Here is a 14832-nt window from a genome sequence, read left to right on the forward strand (position 1 = left end):
GTTGCCGTATTTAGTATGTTAATTTTGCATTTATTATTTTATTGAGTTTAAGAGCAGGGAGAATATGTATGGCAAAGAAAATTCTGACTCACATCTTAGTCTCGTTATTTTTTTCGATTTTGTACTCGCAGGCTCCTTCTCATTGGACGCCGAGCGGAATAGGCGGCGGTGGAGGTCTGTTTTCACCAAGCTTCAGCCCTCACAATTCTGATGAATTTTTTATTGCCTGCGATATGGGGGGGCTGTACAGAAGCATCGACATGGGAGAAAACTGGGACGTTCTCAGTTTCAGCGAGATAAGGGGTGGAGTTTCATCGTGTGTTCGGTTTACAAATAATCCCTCGCTTATATATTGTCTGGGCAATAACGGGAACGGATTCACTCCAAAAAAATCCACGGACGGAGGACAGGTCTGGACGGATCTTTCCGCAGATCCGACGGGAGGGGACGCTTGGTTCATGACAGCGGATCCTATGAATACACAAAGAATTATTATTACGGATTACAGTGATCTTTGGTTTTCAGGCGACGGTGGAAATTCATTTGGCGCCTCTAAATATCACAGTTCTTCAGGAGGAGGGCTTCATGTTGCCGGTGTGTTTTTTGACGGCGTAAATATATTTGTAGGAACCAACACAGGTCTTCTTGTATCAACAGACGGCGGAAGTTCTTTTACAATGAATTCTCTTCCGGGAATTCCATCCGGCCAGGGAATTTTATCTTTTGCCGGAGCCAAAGAAGGCAGTGTCACGAGGTTTTATGCGACATCTGCTGAAGAAAGCGACATTTACGCGGGTATTTCGGGAGGCGATTATTGGGGTATCTGCACAGGTGTTTATTCTATGGACGCTGGGACGGGAAACTGGGTTCAAAAAACCGGGGGTTTGAATTTGTCTCATGATTTTGTTTTTTTTGTCTCTATGTCTATTAATGAGGTGAGCACGGCGTATCTGGCAGGCGGAAATTTCGACGGTGTGCCGGTTGTTTTTAAGACAACTAACGGCGGCATAAGTTGGTCTGAGGTTTTTTTGACAGACAACAACCAGAACATTGTCACCGGATATTGCGGCTATCAGGGCGATTTTGGCTGGTACTGGGCTGAGTGCGCTCTGGGATTTGCCGTTTCGCCTGTCAATTCGGACCTGGTAATGATTACCGACTTCGGATTCGTCCACGTGACATCTGACGGAGGGGTGAATTGGAGACAAGTGTACATCAATCCATATGTACAAAATCCCGCTGGATCACCGACACCGAAAGGCAGGTCATATTTTTCAAACGGTTTGGAAAATACGTCATCTTGGTGGATGACGTGGAGCGATTCGGACAACATTTTTGCTTCATACACTGACATAAAAGGTGTAAAAAGTTCAGACGGCGGGAATTCCTGGTCTTTCGACTACACAGGACACAATCAAAACACCATGTATCAAGCTTTAAAGCATGTTAACGGATACCTTTACGCCGCTACATCGACCGTGCATGACATTTACCAGAGCACCTATCTGCAGGATTCCCGTTTAGACAATGGAAGCGGCATGATCTTATTTTCTGTGGACACCGGATCTTCGTGGAATGTACTGCACGATTTCGGACATCCTGTCATTTGGCTTGCGTTTGACCCCAACAACCAAAACAGGCTCTACGCGAGCGTCATTCACAGCACACAGGGCGGAATTTTTGTTTCAAATGACATACAAAACGGCGGTGGATCTTCATGGAGTAAATTGGCCGATCCGCCGAGGACAGAAGGCCATCCTTTTTGTGTAACAATTCTCGACGACAACACCATTGTATGCTCATATTCAGGTAGAAGAGACAACACAGGTGTATTCACGGCAAGTTCAGGTGTTTTTGTCAGCACAAACGGAGGAAACAGCTGGCTGGACAGAAGCGACGACGGAATGTATTACTGGACAAAAGACGTTGTGGTATATCCTCACGACAACAGTCAAAATACTTGGTATGCCTGTGTTTTTAGCGGTTGGGGAGGACCTCCGAACGGTCTCGGAGGGCTTTACAGGACGACAGACAGGGGATTAAACTGGTCGAGAATATGCGATTTAGACAGAGTCGAGTCTTGTACTTTCAGCACAACGGATCCGGATTTCTGTTATCTGACGACTGAAGAGGACGGATTATGGTGCAGCCAAAACATAACCTCAACGAATCCGGATTTTATTCAAGTTACATCGTATCCATTTGCCCATCCTGTAAGAGTATTCTTTAATCCGTTTAATGAAAATGAAGTTTGGATTACAAGTTTCGGTAACGGTTTGAAAAAAGGTGTTTCCGGAACTGCCGTAGAAGATTTTCCGGAAATAACAAATCCGTGGGGTCAAATAGAGATCTTTCCCAATCCCACTTCAGGCAAAGTATTTTTTTGTTTAGACGAACATTTACTTCCTATCGTGTCCATAGAAGTGCTGGATGTTTCAGGGAGATTGGTTAAAAGTTTTGATTCATTTAATTTATCATCTTTTGATTTGAGCAATTTGGAGGCGGGAGTTTACTTTTTTAGAGTTTGCACCGAGGAAGATGAGATCTCAAGGAAAGTTACGTTGTTAAAATAGTAATATACAGAGAACTTATATAAGCTTGAATTGATATTGGTCAATTCTCATCTTTTTTACAACAGGTCATAGCCATTTAAAAATCGCACAGGCGGAAAAGAAATTGCTTTTCAGTACAGAAAAGCTTTTCTTTACTCGAATATTTTCTTGACAACGCTATAACGGTTATGTATTTTTGCTTGATTACCGACCGAGGACAAAAAACTAACAAAGAGTTGCTTGTTAAAATCAACTCGTCGGTTCTATAAGGAGGTGATACCCATGCTATGTAAAACGAACAAACACTTCATGATTCGGCCTGCATGGTATTCAGCCTTCTACCCCGCAAGCCGATAAACTTTCGGCAAATCAAGGCAACAAATCGCAAAGCGGAAAGCGCTGGTTTAATCCAGTGTTTTCCAATAAATGACTGGAGAGTAAAATGGTTGAACTTTTCAACGAAAAGAAAACGGCCTGCGGTTATCTCGACATTATTCACGAAGGAGGCGATTCCTGGGTGATTATACAAAAATGGTATAAAGACGCTGACGGAATGCCTCAGAAAGCTGATTGGGAAAAAGTTTTCAATTCTGTTTTTGACGAATGCACACGCAAAGGGGCAAAGATTATAGACACGAGAGTGATATCTGCGGAAGAATCCATAGACGATGAACTGGCCTCCGAACGCGCAAAAATGCATCGTGACATACTTACTGCCAAAGGATTTGTCCCTGGTGAAAGCAGACTTGAATACCGCATGCCTCTCGATGCGGCTGTTAAGAATTTAGAATCGTCGGTAAAAACGAATTCTCTTCGATGGGAGTGTGTAGATTCATCACGTGAAGATGAGTTTAAAAAAGCCGTTCATTTATTTCAATGCGCGGCGGAGGGGGATATTGCTTTTGACCCGGATGACGATATGTCAGATTTTCTTAAAGGTTTTTTGGCCGATGAAGATGTCATCAAAGACCCTGAAATGCTGCAGATAGGTATTCTGAAAAATGAAGCGGCGGTTGTTTTAGCGTGCATGTCTTATTCGGACGGATGGTCTACTTTGTATTATCTGGGAGTTCTGCCTAAGTTCAGAGGACGCGGTCTTGGAACAGAAACAATGCTTCACGGTCTGCAGACGCTGAAGAAACTTGGCGGAAAAATTTATCACGATGGAACAGGCGCTCGAAATAAAGCAGCACTCGCTCTTTTTGCAAAAATCGAAGCGCCCCTGTTCAGGGAAATGGAAGACTGGCGGCTTAAATTATAACGATTTGTGAATGATTAAAGGGCTGAAAAATGAGGGTCGGTTTTATATAATTGTGTGGCTAAAGAAAAATTATTATCAGAAAGATGTGACTTATGATGAGTTGTTTAAAAGCACATATAATAACACTCTTGAAAACACCGTCTCTGATACATCAGCCCTTTTATTCGGATATATTTCCTGAACTCATAAAGAAGGAAAAGAGAATAAAAGGTAAAAAAAAAAAGTAATACATTTGTTTAACTTTTCACCAGCAGGGAGGTCAAAACTGTGAAAAAAGTATTTTTTTTACCCTTTTTTCTCTTGTCAATTTTGTCGTGTCAAGTTTTCGCCGACGAAGAGGCGAATAACAGACCTGTGGTCAGAGCTTCTCAATACGGAATGACGTACGCGAAAAGCATACCGGATGCGGCTTACGGAGATTTGGGCAAGACACTGATCTATTCAGTCGGATGGGAAAACGACGAACTCATTTGCGAGTACAACTGGTATGCAAATGAAATATATCTTGGGGGGCCCGGCGAGACGACCATCGTCCGTTTCGGACCATGGCAGAGAGGACGCGAACCGAGCTCAAACCATCTCGCTTTAGGAATATACAGGGACGGACGGACGCTGAGGGAATATTCGACCCTGGAAATGACAAAACTCGGATGCGGAATCTCAACAAGCGTCTCCCACTACGAGATATTCGGAGAAAGACTGGGATTTAGATGGATGAGTGGCGATGATTATGTCTTCGAAGTAAAAGGCGTAAGCGGAAAACTGTTCACTTTTGATGTTTCAACGGGAGATATCAAAGAATAAGGTCAGGATTTAGATTAACTTAATTATTCCTGAATTTTTAACTTTTCGATCGTACCCAGACAAAAACCGCTGGTAAGGCCGGTGACGGGATTCAGGGGTTCGTTTATGTTGAATATGTATCCGGTCCTGCCGTATCTGCCCTTTTTCTCTTCGTCGAAATATTCATGGTCCATAGCGACGTGCTTTATCCGGACGCATACTGACACGCCTCCGCTTCCGGGGAATGTCTCTTTCTCCCAAAGAAATTCAGATTCGAGGCTTAAAAAGCATTCGGCGATTCTGGGAGCTTTCACTGTTACGGCTTTTTCAATGGTAAGGCCAGACTTAGTTATCTCGTCGTCTTCGAATTCATTGTTTTTAATCGTCGCCAGGCACTTGTCGAATATTTCCGAAGACGGAAAGTTGATCACGCATTCTTTTGTCTGAACGAGGCTGTTGTACATGTGACCCGACCGCTGGACGTGTCCGAGAATGCACAAAAGCTCTCCCTGGTCTGAGAAAAAAGCAGACCAGGACTGAAGACATGCGTTCGGTTTGCCGTTGGCTTTGTAGGTAGTGACAAGGAAAATGGCTGACGGAACAGACGAAACGAGTTCTTTCCGCGGAAAAATCCCCGACGCGCCGGGCCAAGGTTCGATGTATTTGACGTCCTTGTCGTAAAGCTCGATTTTCATTCCTGCACCTCCGTAGTAATTCTTGAAAAATATGATTGTTTATATCTTAACCTTATTTTATATCTTAAAATATGAGCCTTTCAACTATTAAACGGACTGTTAAAATCCATACCCGAAACAGTTTGTCGATCTGTGTTTTCGAGAATATCTTCGTTTGACTATTTTCAAACCGGGTTTTAAAATCTTTCAACAAATGTTTTTAAGGGGTCATTTTTTTGAGTGTTATTAATCCGGATTTAGATGAGGTCTTTTTGTTTCTCAAAGAAAAGACTCAAAATTGGTTTAACGCTTATTTTTCTCCAAACATTCCCGAAACAACAGAATCGAACGCACGATTAAATTTTCCCATTCCTGAGTATGAAAAAATTGAAGTGATAATTGACGAAGCGTTCTTAAAACAAAACACAGGTAAAAGCGGTTTTGTTTTCACTGACAATAAAATATATATTAAACCGCCCTTCAAAGAAACACATTCAGTTAGTTACGACGAATTATATAAAACACCTTATTCTTTTTTCAGGGAAAAAATTCCTGAAAATGAATCGGCGCCTGAAAAAGACATGGCTTCCGTCTGCCAGAAAATTAAAAACATTGTAATGTACACAGATCCGGATCACAGAAAACCGATTCACGATCCCGATAAAAGCCGGCATCCTGTCAGAGACTGGTTTGTTTCAGCTTTTTCTTTTATTTTTTTTATTGTCCTTTTCCCTTGGTTGTCATGGGATTTAATCGGTCCCATGGTCCCTTTTCCGACGCTTGTCAAATACTTGAGCCTTGTCAGTTTATTGTCGTGGTTTATCTGGTTTCACTCACACAGGGTCACTGTAAAAAAGAAGGACAGACACTCTTTATACACATTGTTTAAAAGAATTATCACCGGCGTGTTTTTCTCCGCCGGTTTCGTTGGGGCGGTAGCACTTGACAGAATCAGATCAAATCCCGATCTTTCAGCCGGTTCGTTGATTCAGACTCTTTCGGTTTCGTTTCTTTTATCAGCCGTTTGCATTTTGGTTCTATTTTGGATGCAGAAGTTTTTCCACCGGATAAGAATCAATGCAAAGATAAAAAGTATCGCCGAAAAATACATTGAAAAAAGGGAAAAAGAAGGGAAAGAAGGTTTGCTCGGCCTTAGCGACGCCGGTGTCTGCGATCTTGACAACGATCAGGACATAAGAAAGGTCTGTCATAAAATTGCAAACGTAACTATCAATCCTCTCAAGGGTTTGTCAGATTTACTTGAGAACATTGATTTAATGACATTTTTCGAGTATGCGAAGGATCGCGGGTATGACTTCACGCGCTGGGGAAAACCCGAGGATATAATCAACGAGTTGAAAGGAACAAATCATGGCTACTGATAAGGATTTCATCGAATTTATTGCCGACCAGATGGCAGACACAGGAAAAATTGCGTACAGGAAAATGTTCGGCGAATACGTGGTCTACTGCGACGGAAAAGTCGTCGCGCTTGTATGCGACAACAAGCTGTTCGTAAAACCGACCGAGGGCGGGAAAAGATTCATAGGCGATGTAGTAGAGGCTCCGCCTTATCCGGGCGCGAAAATGAGTTTTCTTATAGAGGATAAATTTGAAGACAGCGAATGGCTTTCTGAACTCATAAGCATCACGAAGAATGAACTTCCCGAACCTAAACCGAAGAAGAAAAAAAGTAGAAAAATCTGCTAACATATTGAAAATATCAATTGTTTATAACGACAACGTCCTTGACAATGCAACTTATTAGTTGTATATTTTGCAAATGACAGGCAAGGAAATAATTAATATATTAAGGAAGCAGGGCTGGATTCTTGATCGGGTTTCCGGCAGTCATTATATAATGATTAAGGAAAATAAACGCTCTATCCCTGTTCCTGTTCACGGTAAAAAAGAACTGCCAAAAGGGCTTGTTTATTTGATATTTAAACAAGCTGGAATAAAGGAGAAATGATATGGAATATTATGCCAAGATAAAAAAAACCTCTGGCGCATACATGGTGTCATTTCCGGAATTCCCAAATGTCAACACTTACGGAAATTGCTTGGAATCAGCGCTTAATAACGCTTCTGAAGCCCTGAACGGATGTTTGGAATCTGATTTTGAAAGAGGTTACCGCCTTCCGGATGTGAAAGTTTACAATGGGAGGAATTATCATAAGGTTAGGGTTTTACCGCACATTGAAATAGCATACAATTTAAAAAAATTACGAAACGGAAAATCACAGATCGAAATAGCAAAAAAACTCAAAATTTCCTACCAAGCCTATCAAAAACTTGAAAATCCAAGAAAATGCAATCCGACGATTAAGACTTTGGAAAAAATCAGCAATGCATTGGGTAAAGAAGTTGTAATACGATTCAAGTGACAGGGAAGCTTTTGGCGTGATACTTACTATCTGTAAACAATGGTTGTTCTATGTTGACAGCCAAAAGAAATATTTAAAAAAGGATACACAATGAATCGGGATTTTATCGGACGGTGCGGAGCTTACTGCGGGACCTGTTTGTGGAAAGAAAAAACCGGTTGTCCGGGATGTCAATTGAGCAAGGGTAAAATGTTCTGGGGAGAATGTTCTGTCGCCAAATGTTCAATAGATAAAAAAATTGAGCATTGTGGTTTCTGCCAGAATCTTCCGTGCGGCTCACTTCAAGAAGCTTTTGACAATCCGGAGCACGGCGACAACGGCGAGAGATTGGCCAACCTAAGAGCTTGGGCAAATGGTGAAGATCAATACATTGAACTTGGTACTTTCCCGGCAAAGAAAACTCCATAAGTCTGCTTCGGCTAAATGATTTTTTAGGATTTTATTCAGTCAATGACAAGCTCTCATAAATCCGGACAAATTACTTTTGATTATTCTGCTGTAGATTTAGTTGTTGAACAATTTACGGAAGGAAAAGATAATATCGATCTTATTATCAATAATCCCGGATACCAACATGTTTTAGAGCACAGTAAAAGATACTCTTCAAATCCTCTTGCAGAAGATAATTTACGAAATTCTTTGAATGGAAAAGTGGAAGGATTCGATTTTTCTCGCGTGCAGGATAGAAAAGAACAGTATCTTGAAATTGTGGAATTCTTAAAAATTCATGAAACTGAAATTATAAATAACTACGCTAAACTGTGTTTAAAATACCTTCCAGATGATTATAAACAAAAAGCGAAGATCAATTATGTAATAGGGGGGTATAATGGTATTGCTTTTGACGACATAGTATGTATTAACATCGATTTTGAGCAGTTTAGAAATAACTACAAGGAAATAATGCTTTATATTTCACATGAATTGTTTCATATAGGTTTTGAAAAATATCAGTTGTTACCAGATATTTTTCAAGCTAAAACCGTCGGGGACTTAAAGCAAATTGTTCTTTCAATGACAATGAATGAAGGATTGGCTACGCTTTCTCCCTATCATAAACGAATAGAAATATGTGAAATTACAGATGGTGATTACAGAATTTTGTTGGATTTGACAAAATTGCAGAAAAAAATAGAACAATTCAATTCAATTATCAAGTATATGGACGAAATTAAGGATAATAAACTGAACAATGAAATCCTGGGAAACATACTTGGGCAATTTTCTTGTGACAGGCTTTTTTATATTGTCGGTTGTTATTTCGGGTTAATGATTGATGAAAAATACGGCAATGACAAAATAAAGGAACTGGTAAAACAAGGACATGAAAAATATTTTGAAACATATTACAAGGCAATTGAAAATAAATAAAACGCAAAACAGCTCTCTCCCTGCTTACAGGTTTGCGTTTAATAAACAAACCTAAAAAAAGAAATGCTAAAAATCAATGATATAGCCGGTCAAGCCTTAAGAGAATACGAGTTAAAGGATTATAACCTGACATTTATCCGGCACAGCGATAATGCGACATTCAAGGTTGAAGATTTAGGTTTGAAAACATATCTCCTGCGAATTCATGTTCCAATCACCGAAGCCATGGGTTCTCACGGATCCGATCCAATTGCGGTAAACTCTGAACTTTTGTGGCTTGAAGCTTTGAACCGGGATACGGATTTGGTTCTGCAAAAGCCGATCAGGAACAGGGAGAAGGCATTGGTCACGCAAGTTCATGTCGATCAAGTTAGCCTGCCAGTCAACTGCACACTCCTGCATTGGGTAGACGGACAGCCATATTATCGCGATCTGGAATCAGAGCAAACCGCACATCAAATCGGGGAAATTTTGGCAAAGTTACACAATCACGCCAGTCAATGGAAGATCCCGGAAGGTTTCAGGCGCCCCAAAAGAGACATTGAATACTTTGAAAATGTTTTAAAAGATATCCAACCGGCCCTGAAAGAGGGACTGATCGCCGCATCTGATTACTCAGAATTTGAGAAATCTATTTTGTTATTGACCGGATTGATGCGCTCTCAGGAAAAGAATCGGCAAACCCATGGGTTAATTCACGCCGACGCGCACAAAGGCAATATGCTCTGTGACAATGGCAGGATCAGATTAATAGATTTCTCATTCTGTGCGTTCGGGAACTTTATGTTTGACCTGGCGATTTGTTTTTCCGATATGGAAAAGTTTTTGCACAAAACTTTTTTGGAGGGCTATCAGAGCTTGAGGGTTTTACCCCGTGAGCATCAAAGGTTGATTGAGGCGTTCTTTGTCGGGAGTATGGTGGGTACGTTCTCATTTTGGGTGGCTAACCCCGGTGCAAAGGAGAAGCTGGCGGCTAAGTCTGCCCAAATAGCAAGAGATTATGCCGCCAAGTTCAATCGGGGAGAACATTTCTGGTTTTAGAAAAGGATTCGTAAGAATCTGGGGACGATGCGTGACTATATTATTAAAATACATAGAATAATAAGTATACAAACATACGATTATCTCTTTTTATTAGTAATTCTTGTAAAATCACTGCCTGCGCTATTGTAAAAAATCCAAAACTGACTATATATTAGATAAAGAGCCTTTATTTGAGGTCAAATTGAAACGGGGAAAAATTGAATAACTATATAAAGATCGCAATTTTAATAGGATTTATAACCCAAATTTCATGCACTGAGGAAAGAAATATGAATCAAAAATTTTACAACGAACTGACCCCTGAAGAACAAAGGGTCATAATCGAAAAAGGTACGGAAGCTCCGTTCAGCGGGGAATATAACGATTTTTTTGAATCGGGTTATTACCGGTGCAGGAGATGTGATGCGCCGCTTTACAGGTCAGAGGATAAATTCAGATCAGGCTGTGGATGGCCGAGTTTTGACGATGAAATAGAAGGCGCGGTTCTAAGACGGACCGACGCCGACGGAATGAGAACGGAGATTATTTGCGCAAACTGCGGAGCCCATCTGGGTCACGTTTTTTTGGGTGAAAACTTGACAGATAAAAACACGAGACACTGTGTCAATTCAATTTCTCTCGTGTTTGTACCTGACGACTCCCTGTTGAAAAAAGCCTACTTCGCCGGTGGGTGCTTCTGGGGAGTGGAATATCAATTTGAAAAAAAAGACGGAGTTATATCTGTTGTCTCTGGTTATATGGGCGGTTCGAGAGAAAATCCCTCCTACCAAGATGTGTGCGCGGGTAACACAGGTCATCTGGAGTCAGTTGAAGTGACATACGATCCATCCAAGATCAGTTTCGAGGAACTGTCTAAATTATTTTTTGAAATCCACGATCCGACGCAGGTCAATAGGCAGGGACCGGATGTCGGAGAGCAATACAGTTCCGCGGTATTCTACGGCAATGACGAGGAAAAGAATGTCGCACAAAGTTTGATAGACATACTTGAAGAAAAGGGATACAACATTGCAACCAGGTTGCTTCCGGTCCAGGAGTTTTGGAAGGCCGAAGATTATCATCAGGACTACTACCGGAACAACGGCGGACAACCGCACTGTCATAGTTATGTAAAGAGGTTTGATTGATAAGAAAGAACTTATAGTCAAGACCGTTTTTGCTTATGATGTCAAAATGCCGGGAGATTAAGTGGGGTATTATCTTTTAAAAATTGCAATAACGACAATACTTATTGTGATGATTTCTGAGATAACAAAACGAAGCTCCCTGGTCGGAGCCATATTGGCTTCAATTCCGCTGGTTTCCGTGCTTGCAATGCTATGGCTTTATGTTGACACGAAAGACTCAAACAAAATCAGTGCTTTTGCCACTGGGGTATTTTGGCTGGTTTTACCCTCTTTGGCCCTTTTTCTTGTTTTGCCCATTCTATTAAAACATGGAATTAACTTTTACTTAAGCCTCGCTGTTTCAATGGTTTTAACCATTGCTTGTTATTTTTTTATGATCTGGGTCCTGAATTACTTCGGTATCAAATTATAAGCTTGTATAGTTTAGATCCAAAAGGGGCACAGCCCTCATCGAAGAACTACGACTATGAAAGACTTGGGGAAGAGAGCATAAAATTTTTCAAGGGCAAAGAATATCGTCTCTGGTATGATTGTGTTATTGTATGATAAATCAGTTTCTTTTTGATATGTTACAACGGAATAATCTTTATGAACCATGAGATACCAAAAGACGCAAGGCTTGCTTCCCGCGTCATTCTCATCAATCCACAGGGGTCAATACTCTACTTGCGTGCAAAAGAGCCCGCAACAGAAAAAACGTTTTGGGTTATGCCCGGCGGAGGTCTCAAATATGGTGAATCGTTTGAGGATGCGGCACGAAGAGAACTGAAAGAAGAGGCTGGATGCGGTTTTTCGCTGGGTCCATGCGTATGGTTCAGATATCATAAATTTTTATGGAATGGCCGGCCGGCGGCGCAATACGAAAGATTTTTCGTCGCTTACACAGAATCGCCGGCGGTGGTTCCTGAAAAACAGGACAGCTACATTTTTGCACATCGTTGGTGGAAGATTGATGAATTGAAGGCTTCTGAAGAAGTGTTTGCCCCAAGGGCTGTTGCAGACCTTCTCCCCGGGATCTTAAAAGGCGATTACCCCACAGAACCCTTTGACTGCGGAGTATAGGTAAAGTTATAACGGAGTAAAGAAACAAGGGCATCGGCAATGAATTGGTAAAAATAATGATCCATGAGTTAGATCATATAAATTGTGTTGACTTGCCCAGCGATACTGGCGTCCAGCCCTTCAATGAAAAATTCGGCATGTTGAAGTCAAACGGGGAGGATTGCGATTTTCTCTTTAGAAGTTATATTGAAAATGCCATCAGCAAAGGAGGAGGTTTGTTTTGGATACAGTAAAAGAAATATTGAAATCTAATGTGAAACCGAAAGAAAAAATCTCTCTTTTGGCAGATAAAGCGAAAGAGGATAAAAATATTTTGGCTGAAATAGTCGAATATTCTGGTAAATGCACGAACGCAGAAAAGGGAAATTGCATAGAAGTCATGGAGTATGTATCAAAAGACAAACCTGAACTCGTCATTCCCTATTTTAACTTCATCAAAGAAAACATTGATTTTAATGCGCCTAAAGTGAAATGGGAATGCGCAAGAGTAATCGGCAACCTCGCAGCCAAATATCCGGAAAAATCAGCGAAAGCAGTTGAGAAGCTTTTAGTTAACACAGAAGACAAAGGCACAATTGTCAGGTGGAGCGCCGCTTTCGCTTTGACTGAAATTGCCAGATCGAATCCAAAACTTCAAAAAAAGCTTGTTGAAAAATTCAAAGAGATCTTGGAAAAAGAAGCCAACAACGGTGTCAAAAATGTCTATATCAAAGCATTGAAAAGGATAAAAAATCAATAGTCATTTTCAAATATTTTTTTTACGCCATACCGCTGAGTGTTCTGAAGTCGCGGTGGCGGCGATAATCTTTATAAAATGCCTTGATTTGACACCCCTTTTTTACTGATATAAAATGATGAAAATCTCACAGAAGGGGAAATGCAAGAACCTGTCTTTGTGATTAACCATTTCGCAAGTATGTTTATCCAAATAATTTTCCAAAATATTCTCGGCCATAAAAGTTCAAAGATGACTGAAATTTATACTCATATGATAACTCTGTTTATGGACAAGTTATCATTATATTATATATCCAATAATCTGTTTTCTGAGGAGGTTATCAACAACAATGATTGACCCAAAATATCACTAACACCTTGTTATATATGGCCGTTAGCAGTAACCCTCAAACCAACTTGGCAAACAAGAAAGGAATAGAAAATAGAAAAAATGAATACATGTATTGCTTTTGAAAAACTTAACTCAACAGACCCTAAGATAAAATATGGGTTTGCAAAAGAACTGCTCAAAATCGGAGCTGATTCTCCAGAGTTTTTGTATCCTCATTTTAATAAATTGACAGAATTACTCAAAAGTGAAAACAATATTTTCCGGTGGACTGCCATTGACCTTTTAGGATATGTTTCCTCAATCGACACGGACAACAGAATAGACAAACTAATAGGTTCCTTATGGATGTTTCTTCACAGTGGACATCTGATTACTTGCAATCACACCATTTTTACTCTTGGAAAAATTGCGGAAAACAAACCAAAACACCGAAAAATAATTATTGGCGAATTCTTGAAGGTTTCGAATGACAAATTTAATACTGAAGAATGCAAAAACATTGCTATCGGAAAAATAATAGACGCATTAACTCCTTTGTTTCTTGAAATAAGGGACAACAAAACAGCGATCGGTTTTGTCAAAAAAGCAACTACAAATACAAGAAATTCAACAAAGAAAAAAGCGAACCAACTACTAAAAAAACTGAGAATGTAAACAGCAGGTAAAATGATTTTATTCTGTTTCCTCTTATGGCTGACCGTCTTTACATCGCGCTAAACATTCCGCTTCGCTCCATTTTTTAGCGATCCTATACCAGCCACTGCAAATAGCCAACCCTTAGCGGTAATGCGGGGCAATACAACGGAAAACAAAACTTAACAAATTTGGAAACAACAGAGATATGGTGAAAATAGAAAAAATTACCGAAAACAAGAAACAGTTCCTTGACTTATTGTTGTTGGCGGACGAGCAGGAAAATATGATTGACAAGTATTTGCCCAGTGGAGACCTGTTTGCTTTGTATGACGATGATTTAAAAAGTGTTTGCGTTGTAGTGCCTATTAATAGCGATATCTGCGAGTTGAAAAACATAGCGACATACGAAAAATATCAAGGCAAAGGATACGGTAAAGCATTGATAAATTTCATTTGTGATTTCTTCAAAAACGACTACAAAACAATGCTTGTCGGGACAGGTGAAACTCCAGCAATCTTGTCTTTTTATGAAAATTGCGGATTTGAAAAGTCACATCGGGTAAAGAATTTTTTTACTGACAATTACGACCATCCTATGTTCGATGGTGACATACAACTTGTCGACATGATTTATCTTAAAAAGGATTTATAAGAATAGCAGGAATGAATTACAAACGAAATAAAAGAGCTGAACAGATAAGCACTACCGCTTTTGTGTGACTTGATAGGAAATCACCCGCAATCCCGCACGGTAAAAACAATGACCGTTATAAGTTACCACACAGAAAGCAATTGACAAAGAGTATAACTGCAGTTATACTCTTTTTATGAAAACAGCTGTTTCTTTACCTGACAAGCTTTTTAAG

General features: G+C 40.3%; 17 protein-coding genes. 16 read left to right on the top strand and 1 reads right to left on the bottom strand.

Annotated elements, in window-relative coordinates; all coding sequences use genetic code 11:
• The first annotated feature begins 68 nt into the window (after positions 1–68).
• The 3 genes from JXL83_06895 (at position 69) to JXL83_06905 (ending at position 4617) form a co-directional block, all read left to right on the top strand.
• Complete coding sequence (locus JXL83_06895) at positions 69–2573, top strand: T9SS type A sorting domain-containing protein (GenBank protein ID MBN2363841.1); 2505 nt, start codon at positions 69–71, stop codon at positions 2571–2573.
• Between the two features lie 421 nt (positions 2574–2994).
• Positions 2995–3813 carry a GNAT family N-acetyltransferase gene (locus tag JXL83_06900; GenBank protein MBN2363842.1) on the top strand — a complete coding sequence of 273 codons (819 nt, stop codon included), beginning with the start codon at positions 2995–2997 and terminating at the stop codon, positions 3811–3813.
• A gap of 267 nt (positions 3814–4080) precedes the next feature.
• Positions 4081–4617, top strand: coding sequence for a hypothetical protein (locus JXL83_06905; protein MBN2363843.1), 537 nt, complete (start codon positions 4081–4083; stop codon positions 4615–4617).
• A 23-nt stretch (positions 4618–4640) separates the two neighbouring features.
• On the opposite strand, the gene JXL83_06910 is transcribed toward JXL83_06905, so the two are convergent.
• Complete coding sequence (locus JXL83_06910) at positions 4641–5291, bottom strand: flavin reductase (GenBank protein ID MBN2363844.1); 651 nt, start codon at positions 5289–5291, stop codon at positions 4641–4643.
• 251 nt (positions 5292–5542) lie between these two features.
• On the opposite strand from JXL83_06910, the gene JXL83_06915 reads away from it, so the two are divergent.
• The 13 genes from JXL83_06915 (at position 5543) to JXL83_06975 (ending at position 14618) form a co-directional block, all read left to right on the top strand.
• Positions 5543–6652 (top strand): hypothetical protein, encoded by a 1110-nt coding sequence (locus JXL83_06915; protein MBN2363845.1) that lies wholly within the window; start codon positions 5543–5545, stop codon positions 6650–6652.
• Positions 6642–6980 carry a TfoX/Sxy family protein gene (locus JXL83_06920; protein MBN2363846.1) on the top strand — a complete coding sequence of 113 codons (339 nt, stop codon included), beginning with the start codon at positions 6642–6644 and terminating at the stop codon, positions 6978–6980. The genes JXL83_06915 and JXL83_06920 overlap by 11 nt, the downstream gene beginning before the upstream one ends.
• 73 nt (positions 6981–7053) lie before the next feature.
• A complete protein-coding gene (locus tag JXL83_06925; protein ID MBN2363847.1) occupies positions 7054–7242 on the top strand; it encodes a type II toxin-antitoxin system HicA family toxin in 189 nt (62 codons plus the stop codon).
• A gap of 1 nt (position 7243) precedes the next feature.
• Positions 7244–7657, top strand: a complete 414-nt coding sequence (locus JXL83_06930) for a type II toxin-antitoxin system HicB family antitoxin (protein MBN2363848.1) — start codon at positions 7244–7246, stop codon at positions 7655–7657.
• Positions 7658–7747: 90 nt separating this feature from the next.
• Positions 7748–8065 carry a DUF3795 domain-containing protein gene (locus JXL83_06935; GenBank protein MBN2363849.1) on the top strand — a complete coding sequence of 106 codons (318 nt, stop codon included), beginning with the start codon at positions 7748–7750 and terminating at the stop codon, positions 8063–8065.
• Positions 8066–8107: 42 nt separating this feature from the next.
• Complete coding sequence (locus tag JXL83_06940; GenBank protein MBN2363850.1) at positions 8108–9028, top strand: hypothetical protein; 921 nt, start codon at positions 8108–8110, stop codon at positions 9026–9028.
• 63 nt (positions 9029–9091) lie between these two features.
• Complete coding sequence (locus JXL83_06945; protein ID MBN2363851.1) at positions 9092–10069, top strand: phosphotransferase; 978 nt, start codon at positions 9092–9094, stop codon at positions 10067–10069.
• Positions 10070–10341: 272 nt separating this feature from the next.
• On the top strand, positions 10342–11199 hold the full coding sequence (locus JXL83_06950; protein MBN2363852.1) for a bifunctional methionine sulfoxide reductase B/A protein: 858 nt from the start codon (positions 10342–10344) through the stop codon (positions 11197–11199).
• 61 nt (positions 11200–11260) lie between these two features.
• On the top strand, positions 11261–11611 hold the full coding sequence (locus JXL83_06955) for a DUF3147 family protein (protein MBN2363853.1): 351 nt from the start codon (positions 11261–11263) through the stop codon (positions 11609–11611).
• Between the two features lie 176 nt (positions 11612–11787).
• Complete coding sequence (locus tag JXL83_06960) at positions 11788–12261, top strand: NUDIX domain-containing protein (protein ID MBN2363854.1); 474 nt, start codon at positions 11788–11790, stop codon at positions 12259–12261.
• A 220-nt stretch (positions 12262–12481) separates the two neighbouring features.
• On the top strand, positions 12482–13000 hold the full coding sequence (locus tag JXL83_06965) for a HEAT repeat domain-containing protein (GenBank protein ID MBN2363855.1): 519 nt from the start codon (positions 12482–12484) through the stop codon (positions 12998–13000).
• Positions 13001–13429: 429 nt separating this feature from the next.
• Positions 13430–13984 carry a hypothetical protein gene (locus tag JXL83_06970; GenBank protein MBN2363856.1) on the top strand — a complete coding sequence of 185 codons (555 nt, stop codon included), beginning with the start codon at positions 13430–13432 and terminating at the stop codon, positions 13982–13984.
• Between the two features lie 190 nt (positions 13985–14174).
• Positions 14175–14618 (top strand): GNAT family N-acetyltransferase, encoded by a 444-nt coding sequence (locus tag JXL83_06975; GenBank protein MBN2363857.1) that lies wholly within the window; start codon positions 14175–14177, stop codon positions 14616–14618.
• Positions 14619–14832: the final 214 nt, after the last annotated feature.

The sequence above is a fragment of the candidate division WOR-3 bacterium genome, from assembly GCA_016934535.1.
Taxonomy (GTDB): Bacteria; SDB-A; SDB-A; order SDB-A; family SDB-A; genus JAFGIG01.

What these genes read in the sequence shown, in the direction of transcription:
- JXL83_06970 (MBN2363856.1), top strand. Translation starts at nt 13,430, where the DNA reads ATGAATACATGTATTGCTTTTGAAAAACTTAACTCAACAGACCCTAAG.
- JXL83_06940 (MBN2363850.1), top strand. Translation starts at nt 8,108, where the DNA reads ATGACAAGCTCTCATAAATCCGGACAAATTACTTTTGATTATTCTGCT.
- JXL83_06920 (MBN2363846.1), top strand. Translation starts at nt 6,642, where the DNA reads ATGGCTACTGATAAGGATTTCATCGAATTTATTGCCGACCAGATGGCA.
- JXL83_06930 (MBN2363848.1), top strand. Translation starts at nt 7,244, where the DNA reads ATGGAATATTATGCCAAGATAAAAAAAACCTCTGGCGCATACATGGTG.
- JXL83_06945 (MBN2363851.1), top strand. Translation starts at nt 9,092, where the DNA reads ATGCTAAAAATCAATGATATAGCCGGTCAAGCCTTAAGAGAATACGAG.
- JXL83_06895 (MBN2363841.1), top strand. Translation starts at nt 69, where the DNA reads ATGGCAAAGAAAATTCTGACTCACATCTTAGTCTCGTTATTTTTTTCG.
- JXL83_06960 (MBN2363854.1), top strand. Translation starts at nt 11,788, where the DNA reads ATGAACCATGAGATACCAAAAGACGCAAGGCTTGCTTCCCGCGTCATT.
- JXL83_06910 (MBN2363844.1), bottom strand. Translation starts at nt 5,291, where the DNA reads ATGAAAATCGAGCTTTACGACAAGGACGTCAAATACATCGAACCTTGG.
- JXL83_06900 (MBN2363842.1), top strand. Translation starts at nt 2,995, where the DNA reads ATGGTTGAACTTTTCAACGAAAAGAAAACGGCCTGCGGTTATCTCGAC.
- JXL83_06950 (MBN2363852.1), top strand. Translation starts at nt 10,342, where the DNA reads ATGAATCAAAAATTTTACAACGAACTGACCCCTGAAGAACAAAGGGTC.
- JXL83_06925 (MBN2363847.1), top strand. Translation starts at nt 7,054, where the DNA reads ATGACAGGCAAGGAAATAATTAATATATTAAGGAAGCAGGGCTGGATT.
- JXL83_06935 (MBN2363849.1), top strand. Translation starts at nt 7,748, where the DNA reads ATGAATCGGGATTTTATCGGACGGTGCGGAGCTTACTGCGGGACCTGT.